This window comes from Cupriavidus nantongensis (genome assembly GCF_001598055.1).
GTDB lineage: Bacteria > Pseudomonadota > Gammaproteobacteria > Burkholderiales > Burkholderiaceae > Cupriavidus > Cupriavidus nantongensis.
In genome coordinates, this window is sequence record NZ_CP014845.1 from 1,823,501 (window position 1) to 1,840,732 (window position 17,232).

Annotated in this window: 10 protein-coding genes; 6 read left to right on the forward strand and 4 right to left on the reverse strand. The window is 69.7% G+C overall.

What is annotated here, in order from left to right:
- Positions 1 to 2 precede the first annotated feature (2 nt).
- From A2G96_RS29095 to A2G96_RS29120, 6 genes are all read left to right on the forward strand, one after another.
- Complete coding sequence (locus A2G96_RS29095; RefSeq protein ID WP_062803602.1) at positions 3 to 515, forward strand: DUF6644 family protein; 513 nt, start codon at positions 3 to 5, stop codon at positions 513 to 515.
- Positions 516 to 959: 444 nt separating this feature from the next.
- Positions 960 to 1,979: a helix-turn-helix transcriptional regulator gene (locus A2G96_RS29100; RefSeq protein ID WP_062803603.1), complete on the forward strand. Its 1,020-nt coding sequence runs from the start codon at positions 960 to 962 to the stop codon at positions 1,977 to 1,979.
- 166 nt (positions 1,980 to 2,145) lie between these two features.
- Positions 2,146 to 7,677 carry an Ig-like domain-containing protein gene (locus A2G96_RS29105; RefSeq protein WP_062803604.1) on the forward strand — a complete coding sequence of 1,844 codons (5,532 nt, stop codon included), beginning with the start codon at positions 2,146 to 2,148 and terminating at the stop codon, positions 7,675 to 7,677.
- A 105-nt stretch (positions 7,678 to 7,782) separates the two neighbouring features.
- Positions 7,783 to 9,258: a TolC family protein gene (locus A2G96_RS29110; RefSeq protein WP_231909686.1), complete on the forward strand. Its 1,476-nt coding sequence runs from the start codon at positions 7,783 to 7,785 to the stop codon at positions 9,256 to 9,258.
- Between the two features lie 88 nt (positions 9,259 to 9,346).
- On the forward strand, positions 9,347 to 11,485 hold the full coding sequence (locus A2G96_RS29115) for a type I secretion system permease/ATPase (protein ID WP_062803605.1): 2,139 nt from the start codon (positions 9,347 to 9,349) through the stop codon (positions 11,483 to 11,485).
- A 56-nt stretch (positions 11,486 to 11,541) separates the two neighbouring features.
- Positions 11,542 to 12,693: a beta-barrel domain-containing protein gene (locus A2G96_RS29120; RefSeq protein ID WP_111517449.1), complete on the forward strand. Its 1,152-nt coding sequence runs from the start codon at positions 11,542 to 11,544 to the stop codon at positions 12,691 to 12,693.
- 30 nt (positions 12,694 to 12,723) lie between these two features.
- Here the strand turns inward: A2G96_RS29120 and copD are convergent, their stop codons facing one another.
- From copD to A2G96_RS29140, 4 genes are read right to left on the reverse strand one after another with little or no spacing between them, the layout of a single operon-like run.
- Entirely contained in the window at positions 12,724 to 13,671 is a 948-nt protein-coding gene (gene copD, locus A2G96_RS29125; RefSeq protein WP_062803606.1) for a copper homeostasis membrane protein CopD, read from the reverse strand.
- Positions 13,672 to 14,058 carry a copper homeostasis periplasmic binding protein CopC gene (gene copC / locus A2G96_RS29130; protein WP_062803607.1) on the reverse strand — a complete coding sequence of 129 codons (387 nt, stop codon included), beginning with the start codon at positions 14,056 to 14,058 and terminating at the stop codon, positions 13,672 to 13,674.
- A 49-nt stretch (positions 14,059 to 14,107) separates the two neighbouring features.
- Complete coding sequence (locus tag A2G96_RS29135; protein ID WP_417926435.1) at positions 14,108 to 15,163, reverse strand: copper resistance protein B; 1,056 nt, start codon at positions 15,161 to 15,163, stop codon at positions 14,108 to 14,110.
- Positions 15,163 to 17,088 carry a copper resistance system multicopper oxidase gene (locus A2G96_RS29140; RefSeq protein ID WP_231909688.1) on the reverse strand — a complete coding sequence of 642 codons (1,926 nt, stop codon included), beginning with the start codon at positions 17,086 to 17,088 and terminating at the stop codon, positions 15,163 to 15,165. The genes A2G96_RS29135 and A2G96_RS29140 overlap by 1 nt, the downstream gene beginning before the upstream one ends.
- Between the last annotated feature and the right edge of the window lie 144 nt (positions 17,089 to 17,232).

Sequence of the window (17,232 nt, forward strand, 5' to 3'; positions counted from 1 at the left end):
GCATGCCGGCGCTGTTCACCGCCTGGACCGAATGGGCCAGCACGCTGGCGCGGCTGCCGTTCGCGGCGGCGCTGCGCAGTTCGGCATGGGCCTATCCCGCGGTGGAGATCGTCCACCTCGCCGGCATGGCGCTGCTGTTCGGCTCCATCTTCGTGGTCGACATGCGGCTGGCGGGGCTTGGCCGGCGGATACCGGTCAGCCTGCTGCTGCGCCATGCGCTGCCCTTCACCATCGGCGCCTTCATCGCCGTCGCGGCCAGCGGCGTGCTGCTGTTCGTGGCCCACGCCGACGAGCTGGCCGCCAACCCGGCGTTCCTCGCCAAGCTGGGCCTGATCGTGCTGGCGCTCGCCAATGTGCTGTGGTTCCACGCCGGACCAGGCCGCAGCCTGCATGACCGCGAGCGCGGCTGGGACGCCGACGCAGCGCCGCCCGCCGGCGCACGGCTGAATGCGATCCTGTCCATGGCCGCCTGGCTGCTGGTGATCTGCGCCGGACGGCTGATCGCCTATGTCTGAAGCGGCACGCCGCCGCTGACCATGCCCCCGCCAACTGCGCGTAAACGCCAATCCCCGGCGGTTTTACCGGCAAGCACAATGTATTCACAATTCCAATATTCGATTAAAGTGATACACATTGTCGTAAATGTGAATTTCACCGCCAGATATTATTTTTATTTAAATCTGGTTTGCCGATAAAAAGACCGGCGACGCTCTTGTCTGGCACTACCTGGCTCCCCGCGGATGCGGCCCGTCACGGGCCGCGGCGAGCCTTGCAGGCAGGTCCGTATGCCGCGGCGCATGGGGAACCCCTTTTGCATGGCGTTGGCCGGCAAGGGCGCGGGGTCATCATGAGGTCCGGTTTGCCATCACGGCCTTGCCGTGGTTTTCGTGGGGGAAACCTGGCGGCGCATCCGCGCCGCCAGGCCGGCTTCGGCCATCACCCAGGAAAGGCATCGGCACATGACCAAAGCCATGATCCAGACCGCGCGCGTCGCGGGGAACAGCCCGGACCAGATCCACACGGCGCTGTCGCAGCTCTATCCCGGGGTTGCAGTGCATACGGCGTCGCCCGCGCTGGAGTTCGAGTTGCAGCAGCACCAGTTCGGCGAACTGGCGGTGATCCGGCTTTCGACCTCCACGGCGATCCAGCTCGACCTGGTGCAGCGCCTTGACGGCTACCTGCTGCTGACCGCCGCGCAAGGCGCCGGCCTCGAGACCGGCAAGACGCCGGCCGCACCGCTGTCGCCCATGCCGCCATCCTTTGTGCTCGACATGCAGCAGGTCGGGGTCTGGCGCTGGCAGCCGGGCAGCTACGACATGGTCATGATCGACGGGGCGCGCCTGCACAACCGGTTGCGGCACCTGCTGGAACGACCGCTGGTGCAGCGCGTGAAATTCCACCCGTCGATCCCGGCCGATGCCCCGGCGCTGCAGCTGGCGCGGGCACTGGCCGGCGCCGCGCCTGGCTTGCGGCGCGATGATGCGCGCATGCGCGCGTGCGCGACCGAGCTGGCGCTGAGCCTGGCCGATGCCCTCGCCTACGCCGTGCTGGACGATATCCCGCACAACTACTCGCTGCAGCTGGAGCAGCGCCACGCGGGCCCTTCGCCGCGCCACGTCAAGCGCGCGATCGACTATATCCATGCCAATGCCCGCGCCGTGCTGGCGCTGGACGACATCGCCCGCGCGGCGCGCGTCAGCGTGCGCACGCTGCAGGCCGGGTTCGCGCGCTTCCAAGGCTGCTCGCCGATGCAGTATGCCAAGCGCGTGCGACTGGAGGGCGTCTACAGCGCCCTGCGCGGCGGCGAACTCGAGCATTCGGTGGCGCAGGTCGCGCGGCAATGGGGCTTCAGCCACCTCGGCCAGTTCGCCCATGACTACCGCCTCGCCTTCGGCGAAACACCGTCGGAAACGCGGCGCACGCGCCAGAGCGCGTCGAACGACGAGGCCTTCGCCAGCCGCGGCGGCATGCCCGGCTGAGCCGCGCGCGCGGTGCACCGGGCCTGCCGCTATCGGGATTGCGCAGCGCCTATCAAACCGGCGCACTGTATCGATTCTGAAACAGATCACGCATGGACGAACGTGTGTGCGCGCGAATACTGTGCATGCACTACCTACCGGTCACTCAGGATGAAGGAGACTCAGCATGGCTTCGTCAGGCGTTCTGCTCAACCACACGGATGTTCCTGTCGCCCCCGGCACCCGCACCGTTGCTTCACCTGACGGCCCCGCCAACTTCCTGATCGCGGCGCAGCGCGACAGCGTCGCCAACTTCGCGCGCGAAGGCAACGACCTGCTGCTGACGATGCGGGACGGCAGCACGCTGCGCATCCAGGGCTTCTTCACCAACGGTGCCCAGTACAACAACCTGGTGTTCGTGCAGGAAGACGGCCAATGGCTGGCCGACTTCAGCCAGGCGCTGGGCACGCAGGGCGATGGCGTGGCCGAGGCGGCCATGTTGTTCGAGCCGATCGGCGACAGCACTTCCACGGCCTTGCTGTTGGGTCTGCTGGGCGCCGCGGCCGGTGCCGGCATCATCGCGGCCGCTGCCAGCGGTGGCGGCGGGGATGGCGGCGGCGCGTCCGGCGGCACCTCCGGCAGCAACACCCCGCTGGCCACGCCCAAGGTCGCACCCACCAACGGCACCATGCTGTCCGGCACGGCCCCGGCCGGCAGCTCGGTCGGCATCGACTTCACCGGTGACGGCAAGGCCGACGCCACCGTCACCGCCGATGCCGCGGGCAACTGGACCTACACGCCGCCCCAGCGCCTCGCCGACGGTACCGTCGTTAGCGTGACCGCCTCCGACGCCTCCGGCAACACCAGCGCGCCGGCCACGGTAACCGTCGACGGCGCGGCCCCGGCAGCGCCCACGATCGACGCCGTCAGCAACGATGCTGGCACGGCGATCGTTGCGGGGGGTAGCACCAGCGACACCACGCCCACGCTGTCCGGCAACGCCGAGGCCGGCAGCACCGTCAGCATCTACAACGGCACCACCCTGCTTGGCACCGCCCTCGCCGACGCGAACGGCCGCTGGACCTTCACGCCGCCGTCGGGCCTGGCCGACGGCAACCATGCGCTGACGGTCACCGCCACCGACGCGGTCGGCAACACCGGCCCGGCGAGCGCGCCGTTCCTGCTGACGGTCGATACCGCGGCGCCCGCGGCGCCCACGATCACGCCCACCGACGGCAGCGTCATCGCCGGCACCGCGGAGCCCGGCAGCACCATCCATATCGACCTGAACGGCGACGGCGCGCCCGATGCCACCGTCACCGCCAACGACAGCGGCAACTGGACCTACACCCCCTCGCCGGCACTGGCCGATGGTGCCATGGTCAGCGTCACCGCGACCGACGCCGCCGGCAATACCAGTACGCCAGCCACCGCCACCATCGATGCCAGCGCACCGGCCGCGCCGGTGATTGGCAGCGTCACGGACGACGCCACCCCGTCGACCGGCCCCCTCGCCGACGGCGACAGCACCAACGACGCCACCCCGACGCTTTCCGGCACCGCCGAAGCCGGCAGCACCATCAGCATCTACAACGGCACCACGCTGGTCGGCACCACCACCGCCGACGCCACCACCGGCGCCTGGACCTTCACGCCCACGTCACCGCTGCCCGACGGCGCCGTGAGCCTGACCATCACCGCTACCGACGCGGCGGGCAACACCAGCGCACCGAGCACCGCCTTCACGCTGACGCTGGATGCCACGCCCCCTGCGATCCCGGCCATCACCGGCGCGACCGATGACAACCCGGTCAGCACCCCACTGGCTTCCGGCGACAGCACCAACGATTCCACGCCGACGCTTTCCGGCACCGCCGATGCCGGCAGCACCATCAGCATCTACAACGGCGCCACGCTGATCGGCACCACCACCGCTGACGCGACCACCGGCGTGTGGAGCTTCACGCCAACCTCGCCGCTGCCCGACGGCCCTGTGAGCCTGACCGCCACCGCAACCGATGCGGCGGGCAACACCAGCGCGCCAACCGCTGCCTTTAATCTGACGGTCGATACGGCTGCACCCGCTGACCCGGTCATCACGCAGGCCAGCGGCACCACGATCTCCGGCACCGCCGAAGCCGGTAGCACAGTCGATATCGACCTCGATGGCGATGGCACGCCCGACGCTACGGTGACGGCCGACGCCACGACCGGCGCGTGGACCTATTCGCCAGGCACGCCGCTGCCTGACGGCACGGGCATCAGCGTCACTGCCACCGACGCCGCCGGCAATACCAGCGCGCCGGCCACCGCCACGGTCGACGCCACGCCGCCCGCGATCCCGACCATCACCGGCGCGACCGATGACAACCCGGTCAGCACCCCATTGGCTTCCGGCGACAGCACCAACGACGGCACGCCTACCCTGACGGGCACCGCCGATGCCGGCAGCACTATCAGCATCTTCAACGGCGCCACGCTGATCGGCACCACCGTTGCCGACGCCACCACCGGCGCATGGAGCTTCACCCCAACCACGCCGCTGATCGACGGTCCTTATGCGCTGACCGCTACCGCCACCGATGCGGCGGGCAACACCAGCGCGCCGACCGCTGCCTTTAATCTGACGGTCGATACGGCAGCACCCGCTGACCCGGTCATCACGCAGGCCAACGGCACCACGATCTCGGGCACCGCAGAAGCCGGCAGCTCGATCGGTATCGACGTCGATGGCGATGGCACACCCGACGCAACGGTGACGGCCGACGCCACCACTGGTGTCTGGACTTACACTCCCGGCACGCCGCTGCCCGATGGCACGGCAATCAGCGTCACCGCCACCGACGCCGCCGGCAACACCAGCGCGCCGGCCACCGCGACGGTCGACGCCACGCCGCCGGCGATCCCGGCCATCACCGGCGCGACCGACGACAACCCGGTCAGCACCCCACTGGCTTCTGGCGACAGCACCAACGATTCCACGCCGACGCTTTCCGGCACCGCTGATGCCGGCAGCACCATCAGCATCTACAACGGTGCCACGCTGATCGGCACCACCGTTGCTGATGCCACCACCGGCGTGTGGAGCTTCACGCCGACCACGCCGCTGACCGATGGCCCTGTGAGCCTGACTGCCACCGCGACCGATGCGGCAGGCAACGTCAGTGCGCCGACTGCTGCCTTTAATCTGACGGTCGATACGGCTGCACCCGCTGACCCGGTCATCACGCAGGCAAGCGGCACCACGATCTCCGGCACCGCCGAAGCCGGTAGCACCGTTGATATCGACCTCGATGGCGATGGCACGCCCGACGCTACGGTGACGGCCGACGCCACGACCGGCGCGTGGACCTATTCACCAGGCACACCACTGCCCGATGGCACCGGAATCAGCGTTACCGCCACCGATGCCGCTGGCAATACCAGCGCGCCGGCCACCGCTACGGTCGACGCCACGCCGCCCGCGATCCCGGCCATCACTGGCGCAACCGACGACAACCCCGTCAGCACCCCGCTGGCTTCCGGCGACAGCACCAACGATTCCACGCCGACGCTTTCCGGCACCGCCGATGCCGGCAGCACCATCAGCATCTACAACGGCGCCACGCTGATCGGCACCACCGTTGCTGATGCCACCACCGGCGTGTGGAGCTTCACGCCGACCACGCCGCTGACCGATGGCCCGTATGCGCTGACCGCCACCGCAACCGATGCGGCCGGCAACACCAGCGCACCGACCGCCGCCTTCAACCTGACGGTGGATACGGCAGCACCCGCTGACCCGATCATCACCGTTGCCAACGGCACTACCCTGTCCGGCACCGCCGAAGCCGGCAGCACCGTCAATATCGACCTCGATGGCGATGGCAACCCGGAGGGCACGGTCACCGCCGATGCCACCACCGGCGAGTGGACCTACTCGCCCGCCGGCGGACTTCCCGATGGCGTGGTCGCCAGCGTCACCGCCAGCGATGCCGCAGGCAATACCAGCGCTCCTGCAACGGTAACCATCGATGCCACCCCGCCGGCGGTTCCGCTGATCACCAGCGTCACCGACGACAATCCGGTCGCCACCCCGCTGAATTCGGGCGACAGCACCAACGACAGCACGCCGACCCTCAGCGGTACTGCCGATGCCGGCAGCACCATCAGCATCTTCAACGGCGCCACGCTGATCGGCACCACCGTCGCCGATGCCACCACCGGCGCGTGGACCTTCATCCCAACCACGCCGCTGACCGACGGCCCCTATGCACTGACTGCTACCGCGACCGATGCTGCCGGCAACATCAGCGCGCCGACCGCCGCCTTCAACCTGACGGTCGATACGGTCGCACCGACCGCCACGGTGGCCGTCACGGCGCTTACCGACGACACCGGTGCCACCGGCGACTGGATCACCGCCGACACCACGCCCGTCGTCAGCGGCACGCTCAGCGCGGCGCTGGCCCCCAACGAGAGGCTGGAAGTCAGCATCGACGGCGGCGCCACCTGGACCGATGCCGTGGTCACCGGCAACACGTGGCAATGGTTCCCCACCGGCCAGCTCGCGGACGGCACCTATACGATCACTACCCACGTGACCGACAGCGCCGGCAATATCGGCGCGGTCACCACCCAGAACTTCACGGTTGCGCAGCAGGCGGCGCCCGAGGCTGCCGTGAATGAAGCCGGCGGCTTGCTCGGCATTGCCGATGCCAACCTGCTGGGGCTGATCGACCTGAGCGCGCAGCAGTTCTTCACCGCCAGCGACTACAACGAGAACATCAACAGTGTAGTTATCCGGTACGGCAGCGTGTTGGGACTGGGAATGCAACAGCTGGACGCAAGCACGGCGCTGGCGGCGGAACTTGGACTGACCTTCAACGTGGTCAACGATCCGGGTACCCTGTTCATCGGCCCCACGTCCACGTTGACGATCTCCGCCGTCGGCGGCGGCCCGATCGACAACCTCAGCCTGAACGAACTGCTTGGTTCGATCACGCTGGAAGGCGGCCTGCTCGGCGTCAGCGTGAGCCTGCTCGACGCCATGACGATCACCGCGACCGACACCACGGGGCTGAGCACCACGTCCACCGGGAGCCAGCTGGTCAGCGCCGGCGTGCTGACCGACCTGCTCGGCGCAACCCAGTCGTCGGCGATCATCGAAGGCGATGCCAGCGGCAATACGCTCACGGGCAGCACTGGCAACGACCGGCTCTACGGCTACGGCGGCGACGACACCATCAATGCCGGCGCCGGCAACGACCTGGTACGCGGCGGTGCGGGCAACGACATCCTGAATGGCGAGGCCGGCAATGACGTGATCATCGGCGGCGCCGGCAACGACACCATGAGCGGCGGCGCTGGCACCGACGTGTTCCTGTGGGAGGCCCGCGGCACCGACGGCACCGGCGGCAACGGCACCGACATGATTACGGACTTCACCGTGGGCACCGCGCCGGGGCAGGCCGGCAACGACGTGCTGGATGTTTCCGCGCTGCTGGATTACGCCGCCGACGCCAACGGCCCCGCCCACTACCAGAATGGCGTGGCCACCATCGACGCGGGCGACAACATCGGCCAGTACCTCAGTGCCACGCAGCAGGGCGCCGACACCGTGATCACCATCGACCGCGATGGCGCCGGCACGGACTACAGCGCACAGACGCTGGTGACGCTGAACAACGTGACCACCAACCTGGAGACCTTGCTGGCCAACCAACAGATCCTGGTCTGACCCCGCAGCCCCCGGCCCGGCGGCATGCGCGAGCAGCCGGGCCGGCCGTGGCGCCGTCATGCACGCATGCCGGCGCGATCGACACATCCGGACGGCATCGCCATCTTGTTCACAGTCAGACTGACCCTTGACGCCGGCGCGAGCGCCGGCCCCGGCTTCGGCCTCTTCTGGTTTCCTGGTTTCACCGCCTCGCGCGCGGCAAAACCGCTCCTGGGCACACTGCTCGCGACGCTGCTCGCGGCCATGTCGATGGCCAGGCCGGCGGGTGCGGCGCCGGTGCCAGCGCTTGCCGCCACGGCTACGCTGCCCACCGCGCCGGCGTCGAATGCGGCCGCATCGAATGGTGTGCCGGCGGCTTTGCGCATCCCGCTGGCGGGCATGGCGCTGCACGAGGCCGTCGGCATCGCCATCTCGCGGCATCCCGATATCGGGCGCGCCAACGCGGTGGTGGCGCAGAGCGAGGCTGAGATAGCGGTGGCGCGTTCGGCCTGGTACCCCAAGCTCGAATATGGCGTGCGCCCCGGCTATGGCGGCAGCTTCGGCAGCGGCGGCAACGACATGGGCGCGCGCGCATCGGTGGGCGTGAGCCAGCTGCTGTACGACTTCGGCCGCACCGCCAGCAAGATCTCCGCCGCGGACGCCTCGCTGGTACAGCGCCGCCATGAGCTGTCCGACACGGTCGAGCAGATCGCCTACAACACCGCCTCGATCTATATCGAGCTGGCCGCCAGCCAGGCGGTAATGGCGGCCGCGCAGCGCCAGCTCGAAACGCTGGCGGTCACGCGCGACAAGATCGGCCAGCGCGTGCGTGCGGGGCTGTCGGTCAGTTCGGACGGCACCATGGCCGACGTGGCGATCCAGCGCGCCCGCACCGAGACGTTGCGCGCGCGCACCCGTTTCGACGTGGCCGCGTCGCGCCTGGCCGAGCTGATCGGCGTGCGGCCCGAGCGCGTGGCCGAACTGACGCGCACCGAAGACGAGGTCCGCGGCCTGGGCGACGAGGGCGACGACATCGAGCACACCCCCAAGGTGCTGGCCGCCGCGGCGGCGGCCGAGGCCGCGCACGCGCGCGTGACGCTGGCCGAGGCCGAGCGCTTCCCGTCGGTCAGCGTAGGCGTCAGCCGCTCGGTGTCGACCGGGCGCGCCAATGCCAACGACGATACCTGGATTGGCGTGGCCATTGCCGGCGACTTCTCGCTGGGCGGGCTCAACCGGCACCGCATCGACGCCGCCCGCGCCGGCCAGCGCGCGGCCCAGCAGGCGCTGGACAATGAACGGCTGCTGGCCCGCACCACGCTGCATTCCGCCGCCACCGAGGCGGCCGGCGCTGCGGCGCGCACGCAAAGCTATGCGCAGATGATCGCGCTGCTGCGCGCTTCGCGCGACCTGTACTGGCAGGAATACATCCTCAACAAGCGGACCCTGACCGACGTGCTCAATCCCGAGCGCGAGATCTTCCTGGCCGAACAGGAGTGGATCGGCGCGGTCGCCGACGGCATGCTGGCGCGCATCAAGGCGCACGCCGCCACCGGCAGGTTCGTGGCCTTGCTGCGGGAGCACGACAGTGCAAGCCACCCTTGACGCACCGAGTGCCGGCACTACGCCGGCCGGAGCCAGACCCCACGATGGCGGTGCGCCGGCGCAGCCGGCGAAACCGGCGCAAGCGGCATTGGCCTGGGCCGAGGCCCTGCTGCTGGCGGCCCGCCAGCTCGGGCTCTCGCCTTCGCCGGAACTGGTGCGCGGCGCGGCCGCCTGGACTGATCGCGCCGACGCCGAGCGCGCGGTAATCGAGATGGCCGCCGCCGCCGGCTTGTCGGCCCAGTTTGCCGACCTGCCCGCGGCCGCGCTGTCGCCGCTGCTGCTGCCCGCACTGGTGGCGCTGGACGGAGCGCACATCGGCCTGCTGACGGGCATCGCCGACGGCAAGGCGGTGCTGCAGCTGCCCACCGGCGCCGGCACCATCGAGCGCACCCCCGCGCTGGCGGCGCTGGCGCGGCAGGACGGCGACGGCAGCGTGCGCCTGCTGCTGGTGCGCGAACGGGTGGCACCGCGCAGCGGCCGTCTCGACGCCTACCTGACGGCGCGCCCGGAAGGCTGGCTCGGCAGCATCTTCACCGCCAACTGGCGCACGCTGGTGGAGCTGGGCGCGGGCTCGCTGTTCGGCAACCTGCTGGCGGTGGGCACCTCGCTGTTCGCGATGCAGGTGTGGGACCGCGTGGTGCCGGCGCGCTCGCTGCATACGCTGTGGGTGCTGGCCAGCGGCGTGGCGCTGGCGCTGGTGCTGGAGCTGCTGATCCGCACCGTGCGGGTGTCGATCGCCGACCATTTCGGCAAGCAGGTCGACCAGCGGCTGTCGGCAATGTTCTTCGCGCGCGTGCTGGATATCCGCAACGATGCGCGCCCGCGCTCGCCGGGCACGCTGGTGGCGCAGCTGCGCGACCTGGAGCAGCTGCGCGAGCTGCTGACGTCGAGCACGCTCGGCGTACTGATCGACCTGCCCTTCGTCGCCGGCTTCCTGGTCATCATCTGGCTGCTGGGCGGCTGGCTGGTGCTGGTGCCGCTGGTGGCGATTCCGCTGTTGGTGCTGCCCGGGCTGGTGGCGCAGATTCCGCTGGCGCGGCTGTCGCAGCAGGGCATGAGCGAGGCCGCGCTGCGCAACGCGATCCTGATGGAATCGATCTACCGGGCCGAGGACATCAAGGCCCTGCAGGCAGAGCCGCGCTTTCGCAAGCTATGGGACCGGGTCAACACGGTCAACGGCGAGATCGGACTGAAACAGCGCTTTATCGCCGGGCTGCTGCTGAACCTGTCGCAGACGGTGCAGCAGCTGGCCTATGTCGGGGTGCTGGTGGCAGGGGTGCATGGCATCCTGGATGGCGGCCTGTCGTTCGGCGCGGTGCTGGCCTGCTCGATCCTGACCAGCCGCACCATCGCGCCGCTGTCGCAGATCCCGGCGGTGCTGGGGCGCATCCAGAACGCGCGCGTCGGCAAGCAGGGGCTGGACGCGCTGCTGACCCTGCCGCTGGACCACGACCCGGCGCGCGACACGTACCACCGGCCCGCGCTGGTGGGGCGCTATCGCTTCGAGCAGGTGGTGTACGGTTTCGACCCGCAGGAAAAGCCGGTGCTCAACATCCCGCAGCTGCAGATCGCGCCCGGCGAGCGGATCGCGGTGCTGGGCCGCGTTGGCGCCGGCAAGTCCACGCTGCTGCGCCTGCTGGGCGGGCTGGCAACGCCGGTGCAGGGCCGCATCCTGTTCAACGACACGCCCTTGCCGCTGATCGATCCCGCCGACGTGCGCCGCGACGTCGGCATGGTGATGCAGGAATCCAGCCTGTTCTACGGCAGCTTGCGCGACAACCTGCTGGTGGCCGATCCGCTCGCCACCGACGAGGCCATGCTGCAGGCGCTGCGGCTGGCGTGCGCCGACCGGCTGCTGCTGAACCAGGTGCACGGGCTGGACCTGACCATCCGCGAGAACGGCGTGGGCCTGTCCGGCGGGCAGAAGCAGGCGCTGATCCTGGCGCGCACGCTGCTGCGCGCGCCTAACGTACTGCTGCTTGACGAGCCCACCGCATCGCTGGACGAGGCCACCGAGCAGGCCGTGATCGCGCGGCTGCGGCCCTGGCTGGGCCAACGCACGCTGGTGGTGGCCACGCACCGCTACGCGGTGCTGGCGCTGGTCGATCGCATTATCGTCGTCGACAACGGGCGCATCGTGCGCGACGGCCCCAAAGATGCGGTGCTGGCCGCGCTGCGCGGCAAGGGCGCGCAGGCCGCGAGCGCGCCGGATGCGGCAGGAGGCTGAACATGGGCACGGGCATTGACACGGGCATGGACCTGAAAGCGGCGGCCGCGGACTGGATGCGCATCGGCGGCGAGCCTACCGGCCCGCGCTACCTGCTGTGGGTGATCGTGGCGGCGCTGACGCTGTTCCTGCTATGGGCGGCGCTGGCCGGACTCGATGAAGTGGCGATCGGCGAGGGCCGGGTCACGCCGGCGTCCAAGGGCCAGATCATCCAGAGCCTGGAGGGCGGCATCCTGGCCGAGCTGGCGGTGCGCGAAGGCGACGTGGTCGAAGCCGGACAGCAGCTGGCCACGCTCGACCCGGTGCAGGCGCGCGCTTCGATGGAGGAGACGCTGGAGCGGATCGCGGCGCTGCAGGCGCGCGCGGCGCGGCTGCACGCGGAAATGAACGATGCCGCCAATGTGGCCTTCCCGGCCGAACTGGCCGGCAACGCCGCGGTGGTCGACCGCGAGCGCCAGCTCTTCACCGCCAACCGTCGTGCCTTCCGCGAGAATGTCGGCAACCTGCGCGAGCAGCTGCGGCTGGCCGAAAACGAGCTGCAGATCGCCATCCCGCTGCTGCGCACCGGCGCCACCAATGAAGTCGAGGTGCTGCGGCTGCGGCAAAAGGTGGCCGAGTTCTCGACCAAGCTTGCCGCCACGCAGAGCGAATACTACGTGGCGCTGAAGGCCGACTACGCCACCACCATGGCCGACCTGGGCCCGCTGCTGAAGGTGCGCGAAGGCCGTGCCGACCAGTTGCGGCGCACCGCCATCAACTCGCCGGCGCGCGGCATCGTCAAGGACATCCGCGTCTCCACCATCGGCGGCGTGGTCGGCCCCGGCGGCGTGCTGATGGAAATCGTGCCGCTGGGCGACCAGTTGCTGATCGAGGCGCGGCTGAGCCCGCGCGACATCGCCTTCATCCACCCGGCGCAGCCAGCCACGGTCAAGATCACGGCGTTCGAGCCGTCGATCTACGGCACGCTGCCGGCCCGCGTCGACCGGATCTCGCCCGACACCATCGAAGACCAGGTCGACAAGCGCATCTACTACTACCGTGTCTACGTGCTGACCGACCACGCCTACCTGGAAACCAGCGACGGCAAGCGCCACCCGATCCTGCCCGGCATGGTCGCCACGGCCGAGATACGCACCGGCCGCCGCACCGTGCTGGATTACCTGCTCAAGCCGCTGCGCCGCGCCGCCGAGGCCTTGCGCGAGCGCTAAGAGTGGCCCATCCAAGCGGCAGCGGGGCTGTCATGCCGGCGTCGGCGACTGCATGCCCAGCACCGCCACCAGCGCCAGCACCAGCGCGGCGGTGCCGGCTTCGAGCAGCAGGCTGCGCCGCAGTGCCCGGACCGCCTGCAGCGCCGGGCCCGGCTCGCCCATGCGGGCGGCCGCTTCCAGCCGCGGCGCCAGCGCAAACCGGTTCGCCGCCGCCAGACCCAGCATGGTGGCAAACAGCGCAAGCTTGGCCGCCAGCAGCCCGCCGTAGGACATCGGCGCAAACTCCGGCAGCACCGGTCCGACGATCAGCCAGTAGTTGAGCACGCCGGTAATCACCAGCAGGGCCACGATGCGGGTACCGATGCGCGCGAAGCCGTTGGCGCTGCGGCTCAGCAGTGCAAGAGCCTCGCCGTGCGGCGTCGACCCGGGCCACGCCAGCAGCAGGAACGCCGCCAGTGCCCCCACCCATGCGCCCGCGGCCAACAGGTGGGTCACGTCCGACGCCAGGTGCAGGTAGCGCACCGCGCCGTCGTGCATCGCGCCATGCCCGCCCCACGCCAGCGTTGCCAGCGCCACGCCGCCATACGCGGCCAGCACGGCGCAGGGCGCGCGCAAGCGGTGCAGGCGGCGCAGGTTCATGCCGGCCAGCACGAACAGCAGCAGCGCCGCCACACGCACGCACCAGGCCACGCCGAAATCGGTGCCGGTCACGATCATCGCCAGCACATGGGCCTGCAGGGCGGCATAGTCCGACGCGCCCGTCATGGCGCGCGCCATCTCGACCAGGGCCAGCAGCGACAGCGCAATGCCCACGCCGGCGCCACCCAGCGCCAGCGCCCGGCAACGGCGCGCGAAGCTGCCGCTGCGTTCGTCCCGTTGCAGCGCGTAGAGGCAGAACAGCGGCAGCCCGAACACCAGCGCGAGGTCGAGATAAAGCGCCAGGCGCAGCCCGGCGGCCAGCCATTCCGGCTGCGCCAATTACTTCACCGTGAAGGTGACGTTGCCGTTGACGGGATGGGTGTCGGAAGAGACCGCGCGCCAGTCCACCCGGTAGCTGCCCGGCGGCAGCGGCTGCGTAGGGGTGATGACCATGGTCTTGGGGTCATCGCTGCCCGAGACCTTCACGGCCATCTTCATCGGCGCATGGTTGGCCATGCCCGGCATGCCGGTCATCACCAGGTTGGCGCCGGAAAATTGGGTGACGAGATTCTCGGAGAAGCGCAGCTCGATCTTCTGCGGCGCGGGCACCGCGGCCTTGTCGGCTGGCGTCGACGCTTCCAGCTTCGGGTGCGCGAAGGCAAGGCTGCTGGCCAGCGCGGCAGTGGCCGCAATCATGGCGTGGATCAGGGGGCGATTGGCATGCATGATGGTCTCCGCTGAGGGATGTAGTAATGGGATGGTCCGGGCGATGGCGTCAAAACCACACGCGGACGCCGGCGACGAAGCGCGTCTCGCCCGACTTGCCGCCGGCGGTGCGGATCATGTCCGCGGTATTGCCGAAGGTCTGGTAGCGCTCCACGCCGATATACGGGGCGAACTGCCGGCTGAACTCATAGCGCAGCCGCAGCCCCACGGTGCCATTGGACAAGCCGCTGCCGATGCCGACTTCCGGATCGTTCTTGCCATAGAGATTGGCCTCGATGCGCGGCTGCAGGATCAGCCGCTGCGTCAGCAGCAGCTCATACTCCGCCGACAGCCGTAGCGCGGTGCGCCCGCTGGTGCCGACATAGGCGGTGGCGTCGACCTCGAACCAGTACGGCGCCAGCCCCTGCACGCCGAACGCCAGCCAGTTGCGCGCCGGGCGCCCGCTGCCGGCGTCGTTGCGCAGGCCCAGCTGGGTGTCCCAGTAGCTGGCCACGGCGTGGCCCCACAGCAGCTCGGTGCGGGCTTCGTGCAGCTTGCCCTTCGAGGCCTCGCCCTCGGCCTTGATCACCAGCTTGTCGAAGCTGTTGCCGAACCACGCCTGCGCCTCGTAGGCGGCGGCATTGTGGCCGTTGGCGTGGGCCCATTCCAGGCGGTCGACCAGCACCGACGCGAACAGGTGCTCGTCGGCCATCACCAGCTGGCGCTTGTCGCCCAGTGCGTACTGGCCGACGCCGAGCTGGTAGCCGCCGGAATAGGCATGCGGATCGCGCGCGTCGGGCGGAGCGCTGCCGCCCTGCATTTTCATGTCGCCATGGTCCATGGCCGGGGCCGCCTCTTGCGGCGGCGCGTTGGCGCCGTCCATGGTCTGGATCTCCGGCTGGTCCATGACTTGCACCTGGCCGTGGTCCATGCCCTGCATCTGGCTATGGTCCATGCCTTGCATTGCGGCAGGCGCGGCAGGCGCGGCCTGTTGACCATGGCCGTGCGCATGGCCGGCATGCGGGTCCTGCGCAAAGGCTGCGCCCATGGCGCCCAGCGCCAGCGCCGCGGCCAGCAGCGTCTTCTTGTATCCGGGCATAACAATCGAGAGTTCGGCTTGCTTCATCACGCCACCACCACTTCGCGGAACATGCCCGCATCCATATGCAGCATCAGGTGGCAATGCCAGGCCCAGCGCCCCAGGGCATCGGCCGTGACCAGGAAGCTGATGCGCTGCGCCGGCTGCACCGGGATGGTGTGGCGCCGCGCCTGGAAGCTGCCGTCGGGTGCCTCCAGCTCGCTCCACATGCCGTGCAGGTGCATCGGGTGGGTCATCATGGTGTCGTTGTGCAGGATCACGCGCAGCCGTTCGCCATGCTTGAAGTAGATCGGCGTGGACTTGCCGAACTCGACCCCGTCGAACGACCACGTATAGCGCTCCATATTGCCGGTCAGGTGCAGCTCGACCTCGCGCCCGGGCCCGCGCGCATCCATGGCTCCGCCGATGGTGTGCTGGTCGGCCAGCGTCAGCACGCGCCGGCCGTTGTTGCGCAGGCCGATGCCGGGGTCGTCGAGGTTGGTGCGGGCCATGTCGACACGCATGTCGGTGCTGGCGCCGTATTCGGTGCGGGCATGGCGTGCGGTCTTGCTGGGCACCCGCAGCGCATCGGCGGGCGCCATCGCGTGCTGGCTTTGGTCCATGCCGGCGTGGTCCATGCCCGCCATCGGCATCGCGCCGTGGCCGGCGTGGGCACCGTGGCCGCCGTGCCCTCCGTGGGCGCCATGTCCGCCGTGGCCACCATGGCCGGTCATCGCGCCCATCATGTCGGTCATGGTCAGCCATTCGGCCCGGTCCAGCGCCGGCACCGGCGCGGACAGGCCCTCGCGCACCGCCAGCGTGCCGCGCGCATAGCCGGTGCGGTCCATCGACTGCGCGAACAGGGTGTAGGCGTCGTCCTGCGGCGTCACGATGGCGTCGCAGGTCTCGCCGGGGCCGAAGCGGAATTCGTCGACGCTGACGGGCTCGATGTCCTGGCCGTCGACCTGCACCACGCGCAGCTTGAGCCCGGGGATGCGCACGTCGTAGAAGGTGTTGCCCGAGCCGTTGATAAAGCGCAGGCGCACGGTCTCGCCGCGGCGGAACAGGCCGGTCCAGTTGCCCGCCGGCGTGACGCCGTTGGCCAGATGAGTCAGGGTGGCGCTGGACAGGTCCGCCAGGTCGGTCGGGCTCATCCGCATCTGGTTCCACATGCGGCGCTTGTCCAGCGCCTGCTTCAGGCCGTCGCGCGACACGTCGCGGAAGAAGTCGACCACCGTGGGCTGGTTGTAGTTGTAGTAATCGCTCTGGATCTTGAGCTTGTTCAGCACCCGCATCGGGTCTTCGTCGGTCCAGTCCGACAGCAGCACGGTATGGTCGCGGTCGGCGTGCGCGCGCTCGTGCCCGGCGGCCGGGTCGATGACGATGCCGCCGTACACGCCGGTCATCTCCTGGAAGCCAGAGTGCGAGTGATACCAGTAGCTGCCGGTCTGCGTAACCTTGAAGCGGTAGGTGAAGGTCTCGCCCGGCGCGATGCCCGGGAAGCTGATGCCGGGCACGCCGTCCATCTGGTAAGGCAGGATGATGCCGTGCCAGTGGATCGAGGTGGCCTCGCGCAGGCGGTTGGTCACGCGGATGGTGACGGTGTCGCCCTCGCGCCAGCGCAGCGTCGGGCCTGGCAGCATGCCGTTGATGGTGGTGGCGATGGTCGGCTTGCCGGTGTAGTTGACCAGCGATTCGCCGATCACCAGGTCGAACTCGGTGCCGCGCAGCACCGGGCCGGCACCGCTGCCCGCGGGCGCGGGCTGCCCGTCGCGCGCGCCGCTGCCGCCGTGCCCGGCATGCTGCGCCCAGGCGCTGCCGCCAAACCCGCCCAGGCCGGCCAGCCCCGCGACCACGCCGCCGGCGGCCAGCCCCTGCACGAAGCGGCGGCGCCGCAGGTCGGGCAATCCGGAGAGCGGATCAGGCAGCAAAAGAGGCAGCGCTGGGCGGCCGGGGCTTGGATGGCGTCGCATGTCACGTCGGTTCGGTTAGTTGGCACGCCAAGCGTAGCCAGCGCCACCCTACCGAGGTCTGACCGGAACATGACAATCCGGTAATCTTGCGGTCATGTTGGCGCCCGCAACGACGGCGTAGAGTTGCCTGGCCGTGTGGAAGCG

Excerpts from the sequence above, each read along its gene's own strand:
- A2G96_RS29095 (WP_062803602.1), top strand. The coding sequence starts at position 3 with ATGCCGGCGCTGTTCACCGCCTGGACCGAATGGGCCAGCACGCTGGCG.
- copC (WP_062803607.1), bottom strand. The coding sequence starts at position 14,058 with ATGCATGCCAATCGCCCCCTGATCCACGCCATGATTGCGGCCACTGCC.
- A2G96_RS29100 (WP_062803603.1), top strand. The coding sequence starts at position 960 with ATGACCAAAGCCATGATCCAGACCGCGCGCGTCGCGGGGAACAGCCCG.
- A2G96_RS29140 (WP_231909688.1), bottom strand. The coding sequence starts at position 17,088 with ATGCGACGCCATCCAAGCCCCGGCCGCCCAGCGCTGCCTCTTTTGCTG.
- A2G96_RS29120 (WP_111517449.1), top strand. The coding sequence starts at position 11,542 with ATGCGCATCGGCGGCGAGCCTACCGGCCCGCGCTACCTGCTGTGGGTG.
- A2G96_RS29105 (WP_062803604.1), top strand. The coding sequence starts at position 2,146 with ATGGCTTCGTCAGGCGTTCTGCTCAACCACACGGATGTTCCTGTCGCC.
- A2G96_RS29135 (WP_417926435.1), bottom strand. The coding sequence starts at position 15,163 with ATGAAGCAAGCCGAACTCTCGATTGTTATGCCCGGATACAAGAAGACG.